This window comes from Paenibacillus sp. USDA918EY, assembly GCF_009870825.1.
GTDB classification, from domain to species: domain Bacteria; phylum Bacillota; class Bacilli; order Paenibacillales; family Paenibacillaceae; genus Paenibacillus_AQ; species Paenibacillus_AQ albilobatus.
The window spans coordinates 1-16,767 of record NZ_WTWY01000032.1; the positions used below are offsets into that span (position 1 = coordinate 1).

At 48.3% G+C, this 16,767-nt stretch carries 27 protein-coding genes and 1 pseudogene; 19 read left to right on the forward strand and 9 right to left on the reverse strand.

What is annotated here, in order from left to right; all coding sequences use genetic code 11:
• Nucleotides 1–348: 348 nt before the first annotated feature.
• Together GQY55_RS30245 and GQY55_RS30250 are read left to right on the forward strand one after the other, a co-directional pair.
• Complete coding sequence (locus GQY55_RS30245; protein WP_328803768.1) at nt 349–912, forward strand: GNAT family N-acetyltransferase; 564 nt, start codon at nt 349–351, stop codon at nt 910–912.
• A gap of 210 nt (nt 913–1,122) precedes the next feature.
• Nucleotides 1,123–1,755, forward strand: a complete 633-nt coding sequence (locus GQY55_RS30250) for an SGNH/GDSL hydrolase family protein (protein WP_236575969.1) — start codon at nt 1,123–1,125, stop codon at nt 1,753–1,755.
• A gap of 55 nt (nt 1,756–1,810) precedes the next feature.
• Here the strand turns inward: GQY55_RS30250 and GQY55_RS30255 are convergent, their stop codons facing one another.
• Entirely contained in the window at nt 1,811–2,476 is a 666-nt protein-coding gene (locus GQY55_RS30255; RefSeq protein ID WP_160045637.1) for a tetratricopeptide repeat protein, read from the reverse strand.
• A gap of 427 nt (nt 2,477–2,903) precedes the next feature.
• On the opposite strand from GQY55_RS30255, the gene GQY55_RS30260 reads away from it, so the two are divergent.
• From GQY55_RS30260 to GQY55_RS31140, 4 genes are all read left to right on the forward strand, one after another.
• Nucleotides 2,904–3,494 (forward strand): HD domain-containing protein, encoded by a 591-nt coding sequence (locus GQY55_RS30260; protein WP_236575970.1) that lies wholly within the window; start codon nt 2,904–2,906, stop codon nt 3,492–3,494.
• Nucleotides 3,495–3,646: 152 nt separating this feature from the next.
• A complete protein-coding gene (locus GQY55_RS30265) occupies nt 3,647–3,865 on the forward strand; it encodes a helix-turn-helix domain-containing protein (protein WP_160045639.1) in 219 nt (72 codons plus the stop codon).
• Nucleotides 3,866–4,067: 202 nt separating this feature from the next.
• The gene (locus GQY55_RS30270; RefSeq protein ID WP_160045640.1) at nt 4,068–4,880 is read left to right on the forward strand and encodes a glycoside hydrolase family 25 protein; all 813 of its coding nucleotides are present in this window, start codon (nt 4,068–4,070) and stop codon (nt 4,878–4,880) included.
• 116 nt (nt 4,881–4,996) lie between these two features.
• Entirely contained in the window at nt 4,997–5,107 is a 111-nt protein-coding gene (locus tag GQY55_RS31140; RefSeq protein ID WP_201452276.1) for a sporulation protein YjcZ, read from the forward strand.
• A 262-nt stretch (nt 5,108–5,369) separates the two neighbouring features.
• Here GQY55_RS31140 and GQY55_RS30275 read toward each other — a convergent pair whose 3' ends face one another.
• The 6 genes from GQY55_RS30275 to GQY55_RS30295 form a co-directional block, all read right to left on the reverse strand.
• Nucleotides 5,370–5,696, reverse strand: a complete 327-nt coding sequence (locus GQY55_RS30275; RefSeq protein ID WP_036711775.1) for an SPW repeat protein — start codon at nt 5,694–5,696, stop codon at nt 5,370–5,372.
• Nucleotides 5,697–6,089: 393 nt separating this feature from the next.
• Nucleotides 6,090–6,650, reverse strand: coding sequence for a hypothetical protein (locus tag GQY55_RS30280; RefSeq protein WP_236575971.1), 561 nt, complete (start codon nt 6,648–6,650; stop codon nt 6,090–6,092).
• A 181-nt stretch (nt 6,651–6,831) separates the two neighbouring features.
• Nucleotides 6,832–7,065 carry a hypothetical protein gene (locus GQY55_RS31695; RefSeq protein ID WP_236575972.1) on the reverse strand — a complete coding sequence of 78 codons (234 nt, stop codon included), beginning with the start codon at nt 7,063–7,065 and terminating at the stop codon, nt 6,832–6,834.
• A 150-nt stretch (nt 7,066–7,215) separates the two neighbouring features.
• Nucleotides 7,216–8,061: an alpha/beta hydrolase family protein gene (locus GQY55_RS30285; RefSeq protein WP_236575973.1), complete on the reverse strand. Its 846-nt coding sequence runs from the start codon at nt 8,059–8,061 to the stop codon at nt 7,216–7,218.
• 78 nt (nt 8,062–8,139) lie between these two features.
• Complete coding sequence (locus tag GQY55_RS30290) at nt 8,140–8,889, reverse strand: YwqG family protein (protein WP_160045643.1); 750 nt, start codon at nt 8,887–8,889, stop codon at nt 8,140–8,142.
• 645 nt (nt 8,890–9,534) lie between these two features.
• Nucleotides 9,535–10,716, reverse strand: coding sequence for a site-specific integrase (locus GQY55_RS30295; protein WP_160045644.1), 1,182 nt, complete (start codon nt 10,714–10,716; stop codon nt 9,535–9,537).
• A gap of 100 nt (nt 10,717–10,816) precedes the next feature.
• Between GQY55_RS30295 and GQY55_RS32190 the strand changes: the two genes are divergently transcribed.
• On the forward strand, nt 10,817–11,155 hold the full coding sequence (locus tag GQY55_RS32190) for a LytTR family transcriptional regulator DNA-binding domain-containing protein (protein ID WP_160045645.1): 339 nt from the start codon (nt 10,817–10,819) through the stop codon (nt 11,153–11,155).
• 164 nt (nt 11,156–11,319) lie between these two features.
• On the opposite strand, the gene GQY55_RS30305 is transcribed toward GQY55_RS32190, so the two are convergent.
• Nucleotides 11,320–11,544, reverse strand: coding sequence for a helix-turn-helix domain-containing protein (locus GQY55_RS30305; protein WP_160045646.1), 225 nt, complete (start codon nt 11,542–11,544; stop codon nt 11,320–11,322).
• A gap of 174 nt (nt 11,545–11,718) precedes the next feature.
• Nucleotides 11,719–12,171, reverse strand: a complete 453-nt coding sequence (locus tag GQY55_RS30310; protein ID WP_160045647.1) for a helix-turn-helix domain-containing protein — start codon at nt 12,169–12,171, stop codon at nt 11,719–11,721.
• Between the two features lie 163 nt (nt 12,172–12,334).
• Between GQY55_RS30310 and GQY55_RS30315 the strand changes: the two genes are divergently transcribed.
• From GQY55_RS30315 to GQY55_RS31700, 12 genes and pseudogenes are all read left to right on the forward strand, one after another.
• Nucleotides 12,335–12,574 (forward strand): helix-turn-helix transcriptional regulator, encoded by a 240-nt coding sequence (locus GQY55_RS30315; RefSeq protein WP_160045648.1) that lies wholly within the window; start codon nt 12,335–12,337, stop codon nt 12,572–12,574.
• A 23-nt stretch (nt 12,575–12,597) separates the two neighbouring features.
• On the forward strand, nt 12,598–12,786 hold the full coding sequence (locus GQY55_RS30320; protein WP_160045649.1) for a helix-turn-helix domain-containing protein: 189 nt from the start codon (nt 12,598–12,600) through the stop codon (nt 12,784–12,786).
• A 148-nt stretch (nt 12,787–12,934) separates the two neighbouring features.
• Nucleotides 12,935–13,450, forward strand: coding sequence for an XRE family transcriptional regulator (locus GQY55_RS30325; RefSeq protein WP_160045650.1), 516 nt, complete (start codon nt 12,935–12,937; stop codon nt 13,448–13,450).
• A gap of 9 nt (nt 13,451–13,459) precedes the next feature.
• Nucleotides 13,460–13,732, forward strand: coding sequence for a hypothetical protein (locus GQY55_RS30330; RefSeq protein WP_160045651.1), 273 nt, complete (start codon nt 13,460–13,462; stop codon nt 13,730–13,732).
• The gene (locus GQY55_RS30335) at nt 13,729–13,893 is read left to right on the forward strand and encodes a hypothetical protein (protein ID WP_160045652.1); all 165 of its coding nucleotides are present in this window, start codon (nt 13,729–13,731) and stop codon (nt 13,891–13,893) included. Before GQY55_RS30330 ends, GQY55_RS30335 begins: the two co-directional genes overlap by 4 nt.
• A 119-nt stretch (nt 13,894–14,012) precedes the next feature.
• The gene (locus GQY55_RS30340) at nt 14,013–14,324 is read left to right on the forward strand and encodes a hypothetical protein (protein ID WP_236575974.1); all 312 of its coding nucleotides are present in this window, start codon (nt 14,013–14,015) and stop codon (nt 14,322–14,324) included.
• A 6-nt stretch (nt 14,325–14,330) separates the two neighbouring features.
• Nucleotides 14,331–14,552, forward strand: a complete 222-nt coding sequence (locus GQY55_RS30345) for a hypothetical protein (RefSeq protein ID WP_160045653.1) — start codon at nt 14,331–14,333, stop codon at nt 14,550–14,552.
• 69 nt (nt 14,553–14,621) lie between these two features.
• The gene (locus tag GQY55_RS30350) at nt 14,622–15,632 is read left to right on the forward strand and encodes a DUF4373 domain-containing protein (protein ID WP_160045654.1); all 1,011 of its coding nucleotides are present in this window, start codon (nt 14,622–14,624) and stop codon (nt 15,630–15,632) included.
• Nucleotides 15,625–15,984 (forward strand): hypothetical protein, encoded by a 360-nt coding sequence (locus tag GQY55_RS30355; protein ID WP_160045655.1) that lies wholly within the window; start codon nt 15,625–15,627, stop codon nt 15,982–15,984. Before GQY55_RS30350 ends, GQY55_RS30355 begins: the two co-directional genes overlap by 8 nt.
• A 21-nt stretch (nt 15,985–16,005) precedes the next feature.
• Entirely contained in the window at nt 16,006–16,191 is a 186-nt protein-coding gene (locus tag GQY55_RS30360) for a hypothetical protein (RefSeq protein ID WP_160045656.1), read from the forward strand.
• The gene (locus GQY55_RS30365) at nt 16,181–16,510 is read left to right on the forward strand and encodes a hypothetical protein (protein ID WP_160045657.1); all 330 of its coding nucleotides are present in this window, start codon (nt 16,181–16,183) and stop codon (nt 16,508–16,510) included. Before GQY55_RS30360 ends, GQY55_RS30365 begins: the two co-directional genes overlap by 11 nt.
• A 16-nt stretch (nt 16,511–16,526) precedes the next feature.
• Nucleotides 16,527–16,767 (forward strand): annotated as a pseudogene (locus tag GQY55_RS31700) (DNA-methyltransferase); the annotation flags it as partial.

The window sequence follows — 16,767 nt, forward strand, 5'->3', positions numbered from 1 at the left end:
GCTATTCGTGACCACAAGTGATTATAGAAGAAATAAACTAAAGGGGATTGCAGGAGAATTAAAGGCAGAAATAATAACGTTCAGTGACTTGAAATAGCTCCCCACATTCCCCACACATTTCCCCACATAGGCATTTTTACTCGACAAAATTCAATGGAATCAAAAGACGAAAAACCTTGATTTTACGGACTTTTTGAAACTGGACGGAAACGAAAAACTGCGAATTATAATATAACTCATGATGCAAAGCCTCTTTCTGTGAAAATTAATGAAAACGAAGCATTTTCTTTCTTAACAAGTGTACGCCTGTTTGCAAGCCGGTTTCAATATCGCTATAGCATCGCATTCATGCCTAAAGCTTATGGTTTTGGCGGAGCAAGCTTGTTCATTTCACGCAAAAAGTTGAAATTTTTCGCGAAGCGGGGTAAAGTAACGGCAGCAAACGAAATCAAAGAAGTGGATCAAGTGGAGGTCATAAACATGCTGTTAAACATTAAATCATACATACGCAAAGCCCAGGTCGCCGAATTGTTTTCTTACGCGGTGTTCCCGGATGACAAGTCGATCGAACAAGCCGTTCAAGCCTATGAATCGAACGACGCCTGGCAGCTGTACGGCTATGAAGACGGGGAACTGCTCGTCGGCATGATCGGTTACGAGAAATCGGGGGATGACCTGATCGTGCATCATATTTCCGTCATCCCCGAAAATCGGGGGCTGGGATACGGCAGAGGAATGATTCTGGAAGCGATGACGAAGGAAAAACCGAAGCGGGTGATCGCGGAAACGGACGAAGAGGCCGTCGACTTTTACCGGAACATCGGTTTCATCGTGCAGAGCCTCGGCGAGCGGTATCCCGGAACGGAGCGCTTCCGCTGCGTCTACGAGGTCGATGAGGCGGAAGAGGAATAACTCGATCCAATGCGGCAAGCAGCGCCGGTTCCCGAAGGGGGCCGGTTTTTTTGCATAGGGCGAAACTCTTTGCCCTCATAGGACGAATCCGCATCCTACGCCCATTTTCGCCCATCTTTGAACAGCCACGAGTATTGTCCCTTTCAACTTTCCCGGCCGATTCATACAATGCTATAGATGAATCCAGGAAAAGCGAAGGAGGCGAAGGTTGTGGCGATTCCATACACGGCTGTCGGCGACTCGCTGACGGTAGGATTCGGGGCGATGCCCGGCAACGGCTTCGTGCCGGCCTACCGGAGCTTGGCGCAGCGGAGAATCGGGGAACAGGTGGCTTACGAGAACTGGGGGGTCAACGGGCTGACCTCTTCGGAATTGTACGACAATGTCAGGCATCATCCGCGGCTGCGCGCTTCGTTAAGGGACGCGCAGATCATTACGATTTCGATCGGCGGCAACGATTTGATCCGGGCTGCGAAAAGCGCGCCTTCCCAAAACATATCCCAGCATTTCAATAAGGCGCTCACGCAATGCCAATCCAATTTTTCAGGGATCATGCAGACGATCAGCCAGCTGAAATCCGGCAGCAGAACGCCGTATATCGTTCGGGCCGTCGGTCTCTATAACCCTTATCCGCAAGTGGCCGCCGCCACGCAGTGGGTGCAGCAGTTCAACGGTTACATGGGCGGACATTGGGGCAGCGGATATGCTGCGGCCAACATATTTTCCTCCTTTTACGGCCGGGAAAGGGAGCTGTTGTCATTCGACCATCTGCATCCGAACGGCAAGGGGTATAAGGTCATTGCCGAGCATCTGAACCGGCTGGGATATTATCCGCTCGCTTGACTCGGCCTGCCGGAAAACGAAACAGACCCGTCGGGGTCTGTTTTTTCGGCGTTTTTCATTTTTTGATCATGCTGAGCACCGCCCATTTCCGCTCCTGGCGTTTTTTGTACTTCGGAAGGGAACGGTAGATGTCGATCGATTCTTGAAAAGCGGCCTTGGCTTCCTCCTTGCGGTCGAGCGACTTGTACATCATGCCAAGCAGATAGTAACCTTCGCAAGAGGAAGAGTGGATTTCCTGAAAGCGGTGCACGTATTCGACCGCCTTGGCGCGGTCGCTGTTTTTGTATACTTCGGCCAAACGCAGATACGGCTGGCCGTATTTGACGCGGGGATTCATCTCAAGCGCTTTGAGGATGCAGGCTTCGCCTTCGCCGATGTTTCCCTGCCGCAAATAAACGGTGCCAAGATCATCCCAAAATTCGGCCGAGTCTTCCGATTGCGGCTGGATCGACAGAAGCAGCTTCAACGCCTCGTCGTCTTTTTTTCGCTCGATCAAAAGCCTTGCCAGCTCGTGTTTCGACGAGACGTCGCTTGGATTCATGCCGATTTGGGTGCGCAGCTTGGAAATTCGGCCCATCCGTTTAAAAGGTTTGGTCAAGCTCGGAAAGATGCCGACGAAACGCCGGTCGAGCAAATAGACGATGACAAGCAGGACGAGAACGGCCAGGAACGGGTTCCCCAGCAGCCTCCATAACAGCATGAAACCTAAAATTTTACCCATATAAAACCTCCATCGCATTCGATAATGCCCTTGATTGACAGCCGGGAGCCTGTGTCCCACGCCGTTAGCGCCGAGATTCGATTCACGATCCCTCTGTTGCCTTTGATCCGAAGCTTTGTTTTTTGATTGCTCCGGAGTGTTCCGGTGCGGTTGTGTCTTCCATGCAAGCAAACCTGTCTATCCAATCGATTCCGGTCTGGATTGGCTCCACATAGAATAATAGCCTGTTTTACCAGAATATTCTACATGTTCGCGGGAAAAAATGGTCCGGTGACACGCTGCCGAAAGAGTTTAAACCGTCCGGTGCGGCCACAGCCTGCCGCAGTTATTTGCTGCTGAAAAAAAGCTGGGTCTGTCTTTCGGACCGGCTGCGATATATACTAAACGGGATCGTGTTAATCATAGGGGACGAATGGAGGGAGACCCGTTGAACGAAAGATTAAGCCGCCAGCTCGCTTTTATCCGCGAGGTCGACAAGCTGAAGACGATTTTTCGGCAAACGTATTTGCTGGACGCGTCCCGGCGTGAAAACGATGCGGAGCACAGCTGGCATATCACGCTCATGGCTTGCCTGCTGGAGGAGCATCTCGATGGGAAAAAAATCGACTTGCCGCGGGTCATAAAAATGCTGCTGATCCACGATGTGGTTGAAATCGATGCGGGCGATACGTTTGCCTACGACGTTCAGGGGCATGAAGACAAATTCGAACGGGAGCAGCAGGCAGCAAGGCGGATTTTCGGTCTTTTGCCGCCGGACCAGTCTGCCGACATGATGGAGCTTTGGCTTGAATTCGAGCGCAGGGAAACGGCCGAAGCCCGTTATGCGGCAGCGATGGACCGGATTCAGCCGCTGCTTCACAATTATTATACGGAAGGCAAGGCCTGGCGCGAGCATCAAGTGACCTCGGACCGCGTGCTGGAGCGGATCCGCTTCTTGAAGCAGGAGCTGCCGGATCTGCATGCGCTCGTAACCGGACTCATTCGGGATGCCGTCGATAAGGGCTACCTGCTGCCTTGAAACCGAAGGCGCAAGTCCGGGAGACTATTTTTCGCCCGAAACAAGGAAAATGTATTTGATTTCCATTTTAAACAAGGGCCTTTAGAACTATTTGTTTGAATACAATGAAATGCAGCAGGCCATCCGCCGATAAAGTAGTTGAGGTGATACGGATGGCCAAAAAGGGACAGACGTTCTGTTCTTACAGTTTGGATACCAAGAAGAAGGCCGTGAACATGCGTCTCCAAGGAATGACCAAAAAAGAGGTCGCCGAAGCGTTGGGAATTGCCGACATCGGCCGTTTGAAGGTATGGATGCGAAAATACCGAGAGCAAGGGGATTCCGGATTAATAGACCAACGGGGGCGCTCCAAAGGAACGTTCCATTATTAAAACAAATGAACATGTACTTCTTGGAAAAAGAGGCCTTTATTCAAGGGCTTCTTTTTCTGTGCCCGTAACGTTTTCTAAAAGCGAAGGCGGCCGCACATTTTACCCGGGCGGGGGAGGAAGCGTCTACACGGGGGGATAACAGTATACATACATATAGGTACGTGCAGATCCATGGTCTGCAGACCTAAGTGGAGGTGATGCTGTGCAAAGCCGAAGCGGCAACCATGCCAAGGGAATCGACGTCTCGCATTGGCAGGGCGTCATCGATTGGAAGCAGGTTAAAAACGCAGGTTACTCTTTCGCGTTTCTGAAAGCGACGGAAGGACCGAAGCTGGTCGACGACCGGTTCAGAATCAACGCGCAGGGGGCGCGGGCAGCCGGACTTTTGACAGGCGCTTATCATTTTACGCGGGCTCGGAACGCGGCGGAAGTCAAGGCTGAGCTGGAGCATTTCGTGCAGACCGTCGACAGCGCCGGGGGATTAGGAGCATTCAAGCTGCCTCTTGCCGTTGACATCGAAACGAAAGAAGGCGGGACGCGGGAGAACATTACGGCCATCGCGCAGGAGTGGGTGAAGCAATACAAGCAGCAAACGGGAAGAACGCTGATGATATACACGTATCCGGACTTTATCGATACGTCGTTAGACGGCACGCTGGGGAACGTCCCGCTATGGTACGCCTATTACAGCAGCAGAGTCCCCGCAAATAAAGGCGGCTGGGTCTCATGGGAGTTTCTTCAATATACGAATAAAGGAAGCGTGCCTGGAATCAACGGAAACGTGGATTTAAACGAATATAAAGGAAGCGAGGCGGAGCTCTTGAATGCATACGATACGCCGGATCCCGGTTCCAAAGGAAGCGTGCCGCAATGGAAGGAAGCCGGAAGGCAGTGGCTTATCGACCATGCGGGGATCAGCGCGGATTGGAAAGCGGAGGATCCGCTGGATATCGGCACGCTCGGAGCGATTTTGGCCAAGTATACGGCGTCGGTGGTCGGCAAAAAAGACGTGTAAAACGGCGCTTGTCCTTGAAAATAGGCGTTTTTCCGTCCCGATTTGGGGAGGAGTCTATGCCAAACGTCCAGTGTCCCACATACTGTAGAGTATGCTACATGGAAGGAGGGAATGGAATGAGCGGAGTTGTTGGCGGAGTAGGTTGTTACAATCCTTTCGCTTCTACAGGTGCCATTTTGGTTCTCTTTATTTTGCTGGTTATTATTACGCGTTCTTTCTGGCTGTAATCGGTTCGTACTTCCGGCAAGACCGTTGATTTCCGAAAGAGATCGCCTGTCATGGCTTCAGCGAGGCCTGCCTTGCAGGCGATTTTACATACATGCCGCATTGGAATCCGTCCGGGCTGCATACGAAAAAATAGCGCAGTCCCGAATGAAGCGGGATCTGCGCATGCGATGGCTGTAAAACTTAAGCGGGAAACACAGGTGATTGGACGCCCCTGTTGGCCTTACAACAACCTGCCTTGCCCTTGGCCGGTTCGCCCGGCCGTCAATCCTTGGCGGACAAGGTAATCAAATTGAGAAGTACGGTCACCGCACCCAAAATGATGCTGCTCCACATGACGTTGGATTCGACGGTGTAAACAAACGGAAAAACAATGAACCAGACGCCGGCAAGCAGCGAAATCCAGTTTTGCCAGGAGCCCCATCCGGACCCGGAAAAAGCCCACAAGGATGCGATCAATTGAACGGCCCCGACAATGACACTCGTCCATAACGCCCCTTTGTCATCGGAGTAACCTGCAATCCACGGCGCAATGATAAACCAGATCCCGATGAGGGCGACAATGGTATTATCGACGCTTCTTAGCTTCATCCACACACACCTCCGTTTAAAATCGATGCCAACACGAGGGCACGTAAAAATCATATGCAGCAAAAAAGCGAACATTACAAAATATGTAACTAAAGTCATGACAGCTCGGCAAAATGTGGCGTACCCGCTCGAATCGTTCCCGATGGATCCGCGGTTTGCCGTAAAACGATTTTTTATTTAACTTTAATCCGCATATAAGGTTGTTTTCATGTTTCACCGGAACGTTTTCTGTATATTAATATGTATAACCCCCCTTTGATATATAGTTCGGATTTGGCTCCGGCGATGCGATAACGCCGGGGCCGCTTTTTTTTGAGGTGGCCGGCCGGAAAAGCCTTCCCTCACTGAAGAAACGGATATGCCGCAGTGGCATATCCGTTTCTTTTTTCATCGTTATTTTAGGTAAGCTCGCGTTTTTAACTGATCCTTATAATGAAGCGACTTATATAGATGAGGGTGGATCTTGTACCAGCTTGCATGTTTAAAAAGCATGGCATAATCGTCCACCGGAGCTTGAAAGACGTCCCGCGCCTTTTGCAAATCCTCGCGGCTGACCGCTACAGAGACCGTTTCCTTGGCTGCATGTTTGGCGTTTCCCGGTTCCGGGTTGCCGTACAAGCAAACCTCCACCGTGCCGATGCCTTTGTTCTCGAGCAAAATGCCGCTGTACGCGATGAGCGTCGCCGCCGCATCTTTCATCAATTGATCCGGATCCGGGGACTCATGCTTGAGATCGACCGTAATCGTTTTGTTGTTGGCTCCTTGAACCTGGATGTCTTTGATTTGCGACGCTGCGATGACACCGGCGCCTCCAGCTTGTTCAAGAACAAGCCTGACGCTTTCGCGGGTCACTTCGGCATTGGACCAGACATCCTTTTTCTGCGCAACATTGACTTTGGCCGGGTCGGAATTTCGCGAGCAGGAGGCCAGCAGAAAGCACGCCGCGATCATCATGCATATAACCTTTAAAGGCGATCTGGGCTGCAACGTCATCCCCCTTTCCCAAAAGCATGATACAAATGAAGTCTATCAGAACACACATGAGAATGGAATAGATAAACCAATTATGACAATTTAGACAACTGCCGTTACAATTCTTTTACCTCTTTCATTTATTGATAGAAAAGGAGGGAATTCATAGATGAAAAATAGACGTGTTGCACAAAATCGCGTAATCCGTCTTCGCAGAGGCCAAACCATCCGGCTGGTATGCGGCATAGGGATCGTCACCCGACGGATCACCTTGCGCCCGGGCGAATTCGTCGTAGTTACGTGCGCAGGCAGCGCGAGAGTTTTCACTGTCGGCTGCCAGGAGTTCAACCGCAGGATCAGAATCCATCTTGCTCGGGGACAACAGCTGTTCGTCCATTGTGACTGTTAAGCTTGCAAACGGTTGCTCAGGGCCGGTAAGGAATTGGAACGGTCGGGGGATTTTTAACGAACCCTTTGAGTTTATTTAAAGCAAGACGTTGTAGAGAAACGGCAGGCGCGCGGCGTTTTTTACGCCGGCCCTGCCGTTTTAAGTGAAGGCCTGATGTTTCCGGATCCAATCGAACATCCGTTTAATGGCGATCATATGCGTTTCATAGGGCAAATGGTGGCCGTAGCCCTCGTACCAGTGCAGCTCGGCATCTTTGCCCAGTTCCTTAAGCCGTTCATACATCCGAAGGCCATGGCCGGGATGGACCTGCTCATCTTCGCTTCCGTGGATGATCAGCACCGGACAGCGGATGCGTTTTGCCATGTTTATCGGGGAGCGTGTTTCGTATGCCAAGGGGGATTTATTCGGATTGCCCACGACCCGCTTCAGCATCCGGCGCAGATCCACCCGCTCCTCATAGGTTTTGGCCAGATCCGAAACGCCGCCCCACAGGACAAGCTGCGAGATGTATCCCGTTTCCGCCGCCGCATATGCCGCATTGATGGAGCCGCGGGAGAAGCCCATCGCCGCGATGCGGTTCCGGTCGACGAAAGGGAGGCTCGCAAGCAGCCTGCACGCTGCCGGAACGTCCTCCATATCCGCGCCGCCGAATTCGTCCCGCCCTTCTCCGCCTTGCGTTCCCCGGTATACGGGGGCAAAAACGATAAACCCGCTCCGCGAAAATCGCTCGAGCCACTCGGTTTTCACCTGCCCGACCCTGCCGATGCCGCCGCGGCAATAAATGAGAACGGGCCACTTCCGTTCATGGATATCCAGCCGCTCCCGCTCCACGTTGTTCGCTATGACGGTCATGGGAAGCCGTTCCCCGCCGTATATTTTGCGGACATGCGCTTCCAGCATTTCCGGTTCGACCTTGTATCCATACGGAAGGGAGAGATAGCCCTTTACCTGATATTCGCCGGAGCGGTATGTCAAATGAATCATCATGGAGATCAGCTGCCTTTTTCGTTTGCTTCTTCTTAATTGTCGCTTGTTCCGATTTCGAGCGCAGTACACGAAAGACTATAGGCAGTCCCAGGTATAGAACACGTTCGAAAAATCCAAGCGTTTCAAATCCTCCCGGCGGATAAAAAAATTGCCGACGCCGGAATCCCCCCAAGAGACATAATACTGCTTGTCGTCGCCTTCGATGTCCAACTGAAGAAGAAGTTCCCAGTCCCCTTCCGGTCTTGGGTCCTCCTGCGCAAAGTATGGGTACCCTCCGATGCGCGACCCGCTGGAATCCGCCAAATCCCAATATTTCGAGTAGGCGGTTTTATCCCGGTCGAACACGGGCAGATCCAACGTTCCGGAACCCCGGTCCACTGGCGGGATGTACTGCTTCTCAAGGTTTCCGGTCAGCTTGTAAGGCCCTCCCAAAACGGGACTGTACAAGTCGGGATCTTCCGGGCGGTAAGGATCGATATCTTCCAGTTCGGCCGCTTCTTCAACATGAAGGATGCGATAGGATTGGTCAAACAGACCGAACGTATCGTCCTGCTTCACGAAAAAACTCGTCAATCCGCGGGCGGGGAAACCTTCAAGGCGCGGCAATTGGGCCCAATTGATTTGGGCGATGAACAGATAGTCGTTTCCGTCTTCATCCCGGGGCCATGGAGATTGGGGCGGAAGCCAAGGCGTTCCTCCCACTTTGCTGTCGGTCAACCGCACGGTTTCTTTCGAAAGCTTCAGCCTCACCGACGGTTTGGCGGTTTTTTCGAGGTAATCCAAAAATTCCGGAGTCCACCTGTTGTCGCCGTCAAGAAATTGCATCTTGATTGTTCACCTCGATTTCAATATGTATGATTTCTTTTTACCGCATGAGGAAACAAAACCTACGTTTATTGTAGTCGAGCCGCAGCATAGTCCGCAAACGGGAGGCCGCTCCGGATGCGGTTCTTTCCCGGCAGATGGCTTTCCTTTGTTATTAGATATGTTTGCAGTCATAAGACTGAGTTGGCGGGAGGACAACCGGGCCTATTCTGTCTGCGCGGTTCCTTAAAGGCCTCGGAATGGGTACTGGTGCGAACGACCCCGTTTAAGTCCATATGATAGTGCAAAAATTCACTTGACATTGACAATGACGAGCCGCCCAAGGCCGTCATTTTTTTCTCTTTGAATTAACGGCCGGTTAAGGAATCGGTGGGAAATTGATCAAAGTAGACTAGCCGATCCGCAGCGGTATGTGAACAGGGAGGTCGAGATTCATTCTTGAGTTATAAGGTGTTTTTGGACAATAAAATCGGGCGCCCCTTTCGGGACGCCCTTTCATGGGAGAGGAGAAAGAATGGCTAGGGTTTGGATAGGAATCCCTTGATATTATTGGGTTCTTTCAGTTATTTATACGGTCTGGTGTGGACAAAAATGGTGGACATTTGCGGATTTGGTGGACAATCGGTGGACAAATCCCGTAGACAACTATTTCTTAATATCGTCGAAGACGGACGCAGCTGCCTGATCTACCGAGTCGAATATGTGGCCGTATATTTCCAACATTTTGATGTTTGAATGGCCCACGCGCTTTGCTATGACCTCAGAATGAACCTTTTTGTATATCATCCAGGAAACCGAGGTATGCCGCAAGTCATGAAGACGAATAGGCTTTAAATTATATCTCCGATGGAAGTCGATCCATTTCTTTGTGAACCAACCAGGTTCATACGGTCTTCCGTCGGGATGACAAAACACAAACGAATATTTCCCGTCGGCCCATTGATCATCGATTTCAGATAATTCGGACTCACGGGCTTGATATAAAAGTTCAAGTTCTGTTTTGAGGGTTTCAGGCATTGCGATCCTTCGTGGTTTTTTGTTCTTGGGAGCCTTTAGAACGGGTTGTCCATCTTTTAATTTCGGCAATGATTGAGACACATAAATATGACCTGAGTCAAAGTCTATCCTACTCCATTCCAATCCTGCCATTTCTCCGCGTCTCATTCCCGTTGTAACGGCCAGAGTGACCATGACCCTGGTTTGGATAGGTTCATACTCAAGAGCTCTAAAAAGCTGCTTTATTTCGCTCTCATCGTATACCTCCATTTCTTTCACATCGTCTTCTTTGGGTTTTTTTACTCCGGCCATGGGGTTATCCGTAATCACTTTCCATTCGGCTGCCTTCGTAAAAATACTCTTTAGTACGCGAAAATTATAGACGATAGTTGCTGATTTAAGGGGGCCTTTCCCGTCCAATCGTGCATCAGGCTTTCTAAGCGTGTCCAAAAAAGAGAGAATATGCATTGTTTTAATTTGGTCCATAAACATATGTCCAAAATAGGGTACTATTCGCTTTTCGGTATGGAATACATAACTGTCGATGGTCTTTTCTTCAAGCTCCGTGTAGACAAAATTCTTCTTCCATTCCTCAACGAATGCTTCAAACGTCATTTTTCCGGGATTGATATATACCCCTGACTCTACTTTAATCTGAAATTTGGTTAATTCTGTATTAAGGTACTCTTGAAGACGCTTGGGAGCTCGGAGCAGCGCTTGGTCTTCGACTCGAACCGTCTTTGTTCGTTGGATTCTTTTTCCGTTGGCATCATATCCGAGTTCCACGATCAGTAGCCATGAATTTTGTCCTCTCTTACGTATGCTTGCCATAGAAAAAACCTCCGTTCTTAGAATGTCATTTTTTACAACATGATTTTTTATCTAACTACCTCTAGGATAATTACATAAACATCAGGTATGAGGAGATAGCATGAAGATTATTGGAGTAAAAGCAACCGATCGGACCGGCGAAGATACAGATTTTCAAGTTTTTTCATTATTCGAAGTCAACTATATAACGGTATTCCGACCCAGAAAGTCGGCGGATCTGCTGCCCTTGTATCATACGTCCGCCGGGTCGTATGCCCCATTGTTGACTCTTAGGGATATTTCCGCGGCCCTAAAACGATATGGGTTCGAGTATTTCGATAAGTCTACGATAGTAAATAAGAACCGGGTGAAACACCTTCGGAGCGCGAATGGAGTCGTAAAAGTTCATTTTGTCGATAATTCTGAAATTGAAATATCCGGGAGAAGCCGCTTCAGATAAGGAAACTCTGCATTTCAACCCCCCTAAGTTGCATCCAACAAACGACATCAAACGACAAATTATTTGTCAGTCTAGCTGTATAATAGAAAATACCAGAGAGCGGCGGCAGGGACTTCAAGAAATCTTGAAGTCCAATCCGGATCGGGAGGAAAGTCCTCCGCGCCTCAGTCAGCATCAACAATTTTCCAGGTGTACAACAATTCGCAGTTGGGTAATTTCATGGCCTTGCTTATGGTGACTGCGGTAGCATATCCCATTGTTGTTCGATTGTTCGCATAATCGGAAAGTTGACTTTCGGGAATACCGGTGATGATATGCAGCATGCGTTGGTTGATCCCGGTTTCCTTATACAGCTGCTGGAGGCGACAACGATCCGGTTCGTACCGCATCGCGTTGCTCTCCTTAATATTATTTGTTTACGAACATTTGTTCCCGTGTTAAGATTGATAATAATTCCATCTCGGAAGGTGACATTCATGGATGCAGGATTTACTGATCGATTACAAAATGTGTTGGGGGATCTGACAGAATATGATTTGATAAATTTTGCTCAAGAGGTAAAATTAATCTTCCTCGGAGAAGATGATTTTAGCAGCTCTTTTGAGCTTTTTTTGGACCTCAAGATCGGTGAGGTCTAAACCGAGGTCGTTTTCGAGCTTTTTAAAAAAATCCATCTTCTTTTTCGTTTTTTCATCTAATTTATCTAACATACTTACAACACTACCAGTAGCATCCTCGCTATTTTGATTTTCTATCTTTCCAGGAACATATTGACTTGTTTCTGGTCTTTTTTTGATAGGAGTCCTTCCAAGCAAGTAGTCTGTATCAACCTTAAAAAGGTCGGCTATCTTATTTAGCGTCTCCATTGGAGGGAACTTTGTCCCGTTCTCATATGCCGTATACGTTGGACGTGCGACACCGATATAATCGGCAACAAATTCCTGAGTCCATTTGGCGTCCTTTCGTTTATTAGCTTCCCTCTCAGCTTTCAAACGCTTGCCAAATATATTATCCATTATTTATACACCCAACCTTTGTAGGATAAGTCAATTATAATGTTCCTGATGGAAACTTTAAATAAATGTTCCTAAAAGACACAAAATTCTATTGACATGTTTCTTTTAGTAACATATTATTGAATCAAGAGTTACTTAAAGGAACAAAACGGAGGTGAAACTGTTGAGAGATTGGTTGAAGAAAGATCGTGAAAAAGTACGTATGACTCACGAGCAAGTAGCAGATAAGGCTTCAATATCTCGTAGTTACTACACCAATATAGAAAATGGAACTAAAACACCATCAGTAAAAGCAGCAAAATCTATCGCATTAGTTTTGGGCTTCCCTTGGGAAAAATTTTTTAATGATAAATGTTACTCAAAGGAACATTTTGAAAGTTCTAAACAAAAAAATATTGGTTAGAACGAGCGAAAGGAGAACAAGAGATGAAACGACAAACATTAAACGTGCAAGAAGCTGCTGATTTTTTAGGCGTATCAGCTTGGCTCATTTATGACATGGTGCGCCGCAAGGAGATCCCTGCTATCCGCGTACGCAACCGCATTTTTTTTCGGGAAGAAACCCTTTTGGACTGGATGGCACAGTCCGAACAAGAGAGTCTTATCCAAGCTTAAAATTCTAATGAAAAAACCGCCAGAGCGGTACCAGCTGCAGGCGGTGGTGGGGATGATGTTTGGGGAATGCGTTGCTCACAACTAAATAGTACAACAATCCCTTGTCCGACTTCATCCCGTAAAACGGACAAAGGAGATGAAATTTTAGATGGCAATTGGACAATTTGGCTCAGCACTCGAAGAAGTGCTCAAAAGAAAAGGGGAGACACGAGGGGCGGCCGGCGCCGCTGCTCACGTCGACGCCTCATTGATCGGAAAGATTGTAAAGGGGACAAGGAAGCCCACTAAGGAAGTCATGGCATCGACGACCAAGCATTACGATGACGGACAGCTCTACATTGCTGCAGCTGGGGAGGTAACGCAAGGTGCGTCGGTACCCTGGCTGAACAATGTGGACTTACATAGGGCAAGCGTCCACCTGAAAACAATGGAAGAAATCCGCGAGGCCCTGGATGCATTGATGAAGGCCCCGATCACGAAGACGAAGGATCAGATGGATCAGGACGATCTGAAACAAATCCGGTCAGCCATTAAGGAAAGTGTCGAGGCAATTACCGCATTAACACATTACGTCGCAATTCTCTGTAAGGAATATTGTTTTTCGTGGATGGGAGTTTGGAAGGAGCACCGGGCGTACCTTAAGTCCAAAAAATATCTGAAATGAGGGATTTGAATGCCTAGAGAGGATTTGGTAAAGCAAGCAATCGAAGCTGGCAGAAACGCGAAGCATAACCTAAAGCTGATCCAGAAGCATCCAGAAAAGATGATCGGCGGCAATACTCAAAATGCAGCAGCCTATTTGAATATGATGATCGATTTGGCCGGAAAGGAAATGAAAAACGCCCGGCGTGCAGGCCGAGCGCTCTTGGTTAAAGCATTTTTCATGAATCTCTTGTCATCTATTTTAACTGATGGCCGCCAGAAGCGCAAGGAGGGGACGGCATGAAGGGTTTGCCCCTCTCGCTAGGAGGGATAGGCGCCGGAATTTTGATGCAAGTAATTGCACTCGGTTTATACAATGCAACACCAGCAGAAGGATTTATAGCTTATCTGATCGGTTACATGTTCGGCTGGCTGCTCATAAAAGAGGTGCGCAATATAAGATGAAACGGTGACACGGGCTTTTAGCCCTGTCTTCCGGCGTCGGACAGTATCATAACCTTACTCCTGTCTGGCGTCGGAAGATGCGGCTAAACGCATCATATTTACATAAAGGAGGCATACAGGTGAGCACAATCCCAGCAGATCTAATGAAAGACCGTTACTGGCGGGGCACGTTGCATTTGTTTTTGAATCAGCCAAGGCTCAAAAGTGTCTGCACCACAAAGTACATTGACGTTAACAACCGGATCATAAAAGTCGATGCACTGAAGCGCCAGGCGCAGCCATGGAGTCATTCCGAGAAGTTCATGCTTCAGCTGGCCCTGCACTTGTTCAACGAACGGCATAAAGTAAATTTATCGGACATGGACTTTCTTGATTCAAATAACAAACGCTTGGCGTTTCAGGCCATGCAAATGCGATTCGGGGAGGTCTGAACACACATGAAGAAAGATGTGTTCGCACAGCGTGATATGGAGCGCCGCAGCTTGCGTAAGAGGCTTTGTCGTTTGTATTCCATGTTGATTGATGGTGACGGAGCTGCCACAGCGATTACTAATGAAATTAAGTCGCTAAGAACTCAATTGTTGAAATGCGATCCAGGCGAAGTTGTTGAATCTTTCGAGCTGGGTCCCAAAAAAAAGAGACCACGCCTGCCAGCGTGATCAACAATTTTACTCAATATTTTTTTCATTATACCACAAACGGGGCAAAAAAGGTGGTGAGCTGGCAAGATGAAGGAAGCTTATTATTTTTCGCACGACTCTAATGCCCGCCATGATCCCAAGATATCTGCAATGCGCGGTGTATATGGGGCAGAAGGTTATGGATGGTATTGGATGATAATTGAAATGATGCGGGATTCAGAAGGATATAGATTGGACATGCAATCCAAATACGCATTTAATGCATTTGCATTACAGTTGCAGGCGGATTGCTCGAAGATTGAAGAGTTTATTGAAGATTGCATTAACGAATTTCACCTTTTTGAATCGGATGGGAAGTTCTTTTGGAGCAATTCTTTACTTCGTCGGATGGCCCAAAGGGAGGAAGTAAGGGCTAAGAGGTCAGCAGCTGCAAAAGCTAGATGGGACAAGGAAAAGTCGGAATCTGGTGATGATAATGAAAATGCACATTCTATGCAAATGCATGACGATAGCAATGCAAATGCAATGCAAGGAAAGGAAAGTAAAGGAAAGGAAAGTAAAAGAAATAAAAAAGAAAAAAAGATATGTCCCGAACCGCCTACAGCAGTTCAGGACAATCATCCCCCTCAAAAGGATAACAAGGATAAGTATGGTCCAGAAAACACGTATTACAAAATGGCTGTGTATTTCAAAAGCAAAATTGACGAAATGGCAGCCAGAGAGGGGTTACATCATTTAACCGGGAAGACGAACCTTCAAACCTGGGCTGATGATTTCAGAAAACTGGTAGAGCTGGACAAGCAGTCTGACAAGGATTTAATCCGATCAGTTATGGATTGGGTTGTGAACGATGACTTTTGGAAAAGCAATGTTCTGAGCGCTGAGAAATTCCGCAAGCAGTTTCCAAGGCTTGTACTGGCGATGAAGAAGAAAACGAAATCATCAAAAGTCGTACCAATCGGAACGAGTAAAAAGCCATTAATTTCAATAGCGGATCATCCGTCATCGGGGCCTGAGGTATCAGATGCCGAATTCGAAGAGATGATGCGTATGGCTAAGGAAATGAGCACCAGCAAGGGTGGGAGAAGTCATGCGTAAGCTCTGGCTTAACAAGGTTCAAGCACAAGATAGCGGAAAGCCTTGCTTGATACCCTTTCAAGTCGAAATCAATGGTGAATGGGTGTGGGATGGAAGATGGACAAGGCCTGCTCCGATTGCGGATATTCTGCTGCCATACACACGCTGCAAACAGGTCGGATGCCCGGTGCAATACAGGGAGAGCCCCGCAGCTTATGTTTATAACGCTGCTGAAAAAAGTCAATTTCGCTATGTTCCGTTCTGGGCACGGTTTATCGAAGATATAGACATGACCAAGGTGGATGCGCAGGAGGCCAAGATATTAAGCTTCCGCCTAGGCGATGGAGTAAGAAATTTTGAAAAAACGAGTTAACCGAGAACGGAGGTTTTCTTGATGAATAGATGGACCGTTTTCGAATATTTAAAATCCCGAACGTTGGCTACCGGCCACATTCCGACACGGCAAGAAATCGAGTCTGAATTTCGTGGTTTGGATCCGGAAGAGATCGATGGCGGCATTCAGGAGTTTGGTCAACGTCTTGGGAATTGGATGAAGGAGGAATCATTGCATGCCCAATAAAAAAGGATGGTATACGAAAGAGGAAGTTTTAGAAACTGGGCTGCCAAGTTACAACTCTAATTCGAAGCGCTGGACGCATGAGCCATATCCGTTCGCGGTGCTCTTGACTAAGACGCGCTGCAAAGAACTGGGCGTGCCGATCCTTGAGAGTGGCCGAGAACTGCCATCTGCTTTTAGACATATCGCATTGGCCGGACGTGGAACAAATGATGATAAACGGTATAGATATGCACCTTTGTACGATCGCACGGACGCATATCACCTAATCAAAGATCAGCTATACGAACATGAGATTATGGGGGATCCGGACAATGTTTAGGAGGGGATAAGGACAAATGATCCTTCAAGGGAACAACATCGAAATCATGCCTCAGCTCGAGGCTGAATCATTTCATACATGTGTGACATCCCCGCCATATTGGGGGCTTCGTGATTATGGACTGCCGACAAGCTATTGGCCAGAAGTTACTTATACGCCAATGCCTGGTCTGCCGCCTATCACTGTTCCGGAATGGATCGGCTGCCTCGGACTGGAACCTACGCCGGAAATGTTCACCGCGCATATGGTCTTGGTGT

What these genes read in the sequence shown, in the direction of transcription:
- GQY55_RS30245 (WP_328803768.1), top strand. Translation starts at nt 349, where the DNA reads ATGCCTAAAGCTTATGGTTTTGGCGGAGCAAGCTTGTTCATTTCACGC.
- GQY55_RS30255 (WP_160045637.1), bottom strand. Translation starts at nt 2,476, where the DNA reads ATGGGTAAAATTTTAGGTTTCATGCTGTTATGGAGGCTGCTGGGGAAC.
- GQY55_RS30265 (WP_160045639.1), top strand. Translation starts at nt 3,647, where the DNA reads ATGGCCAAAAAGGGACAGACGTTCTGTTCTTACAGTTTGGATACCAAG.
- GQY55_RS31140 (WP_201452276.1), top strand. Translation starts at nt 4,997, where the DNA reads ATGAGCGGAGTTGTTGGCGGAGTAGGTTGTTACAATCCTTTCGCTTCT.
- GQY55_RS30275 (WP_036711775.1), bottom strand. Translation starts at nt 5,696, where the DNA reads ATGAAGCTAAGAAGCGTCGATAATACCATTGTCGCCCTCATCGGGATC.
- GQY55_RS30280 (WP_236575971.1), bottom strand. Translation starts at nt 6,650, where the DNA reads ATGATGATCGCGGCGTGCTTTCTGCTGGCCTCCTGCTCGCGAAATTCC.
- GQY55_RS31695 (WP_236575972.1), bottom strand. Translation starts at nt 7,065, where the DNA reads ATGGACGAACAGCTGTTGTCCCCGAGCAAGATGGATTCTGATCCTGCG.
- GQY55_RS30285 (WP_236575973.1), bottom strand. Translation starts at nt 8,061, where the DNA reads ATGATTCATTTGACATACCGCTCCGGCGAATATCAGGTAAAGGGCTAT.
- GQY55_RS30290 (WP_160045643.1), bottom strand. Translation starts at nt 8,889, where the DNA reads ATGCAATTTCTTGACGGCGACAACAGGTGGACTCCGGAATTTTTGGAT.
- GQY55_RS30295 (WP_160045644.1), bottom strand. Translation starts at nt 10,716, where the DNA reads ATGGCAAGCATACGTAAGAGAGGACAAAATTCATGGCTACTGATCGTG.
- GQY55_RS32190 (WP_160045645.1), top strand. Translation starts at nt 10,817, where the DNA reads ATGAAGATTATTGGAGTAAAAGCAACCGATCGGACCGGCGAAGATACA.
- GQY55_RS30305 (WP_160045646.1), bottom strand. Translation starts at nt 11,544, where the DNA reads ATGCGGTACGAACCGGATCGTTGTCGCCTCCAGCAGCTGTATAAGGAA.
- GQY55_RS30310 (WP_160045647.1), bottom strand. Translation starts at nt 12,171, where the DNA reads ATGGATAATATATTTGGCAAGCGTTTGAAAGCTGAGAGGGAAGCTAAT.
- GQY55_RS30320 (WP_160045649.1), top strand. Translation starts at nt 12,598, where the DNA reads ATGAAACGACAAACATTAAACGTGCAAGAAGCTGCTGATTTTTTAGGC.
- GQY55_RS30325 (WP_160045650.1), top strand. Translation starts at nt 12,935, where the DNA reads ATGGCAATTGGACAATTTGGCTCAGCACTCGAAGAAGTGCTCAAAAGA.
- GQY55_RS30330 (WP_160045651.1), top strand. Translation starts at nt 13,460, where the DNA reads ATGCCTAGAGAGGATTTGGTAAAGCAAGCAATCGAAGCTGGCAGAAAC.
- GQY55_RS30335 (WP_160045652.1), top strand. Translation starts at nt 13,729, where the DNA reads ATGAAGGGTTTGCCCCTCTCGCTAGGAGGGATAGGCGCCGGAATTTTG.
- GQY55_RS30345 (WP_160045653.1), top strand. Translation starts at nt 14,331, where the DNA reads ATGAAGAAAGATGTGTTCGCACAGCGTGATATGGAGCGCCGCAGCTTG.
- GQY55_RS30350 (WP_160045654.1), top strand. Translation starts at nt 14,622, where the DNA reads ATGAAGGAAGCTTATTATTTTTCGCACGACTCTAATGCCCGCCATGAT.
- GQY55_RS30355 (WP_160045655.1), top strand. Translation starts at nt 15,625, where the DNA reads ATGCGTAAGCTCTGGCTTAACAAGGTTCAAGCACAAGATAGCGGAAAG.
- GQY55_RS30360 (WP_160045656.1), top strand. Translation starts at nt 16,006, where the DNA reads ATGAATAGATGGACCGTTTTCGAATATTTAAAATCCCGAACGTTGGCT.
- GQY55_RS30365 (WP_160045657.1), top strand. Translation starts at nt 16,181, where the DNA reads ATGCCCAATAAAAAAGGATGGTATACGAAAGAGGAAGTTTTAGAAACT.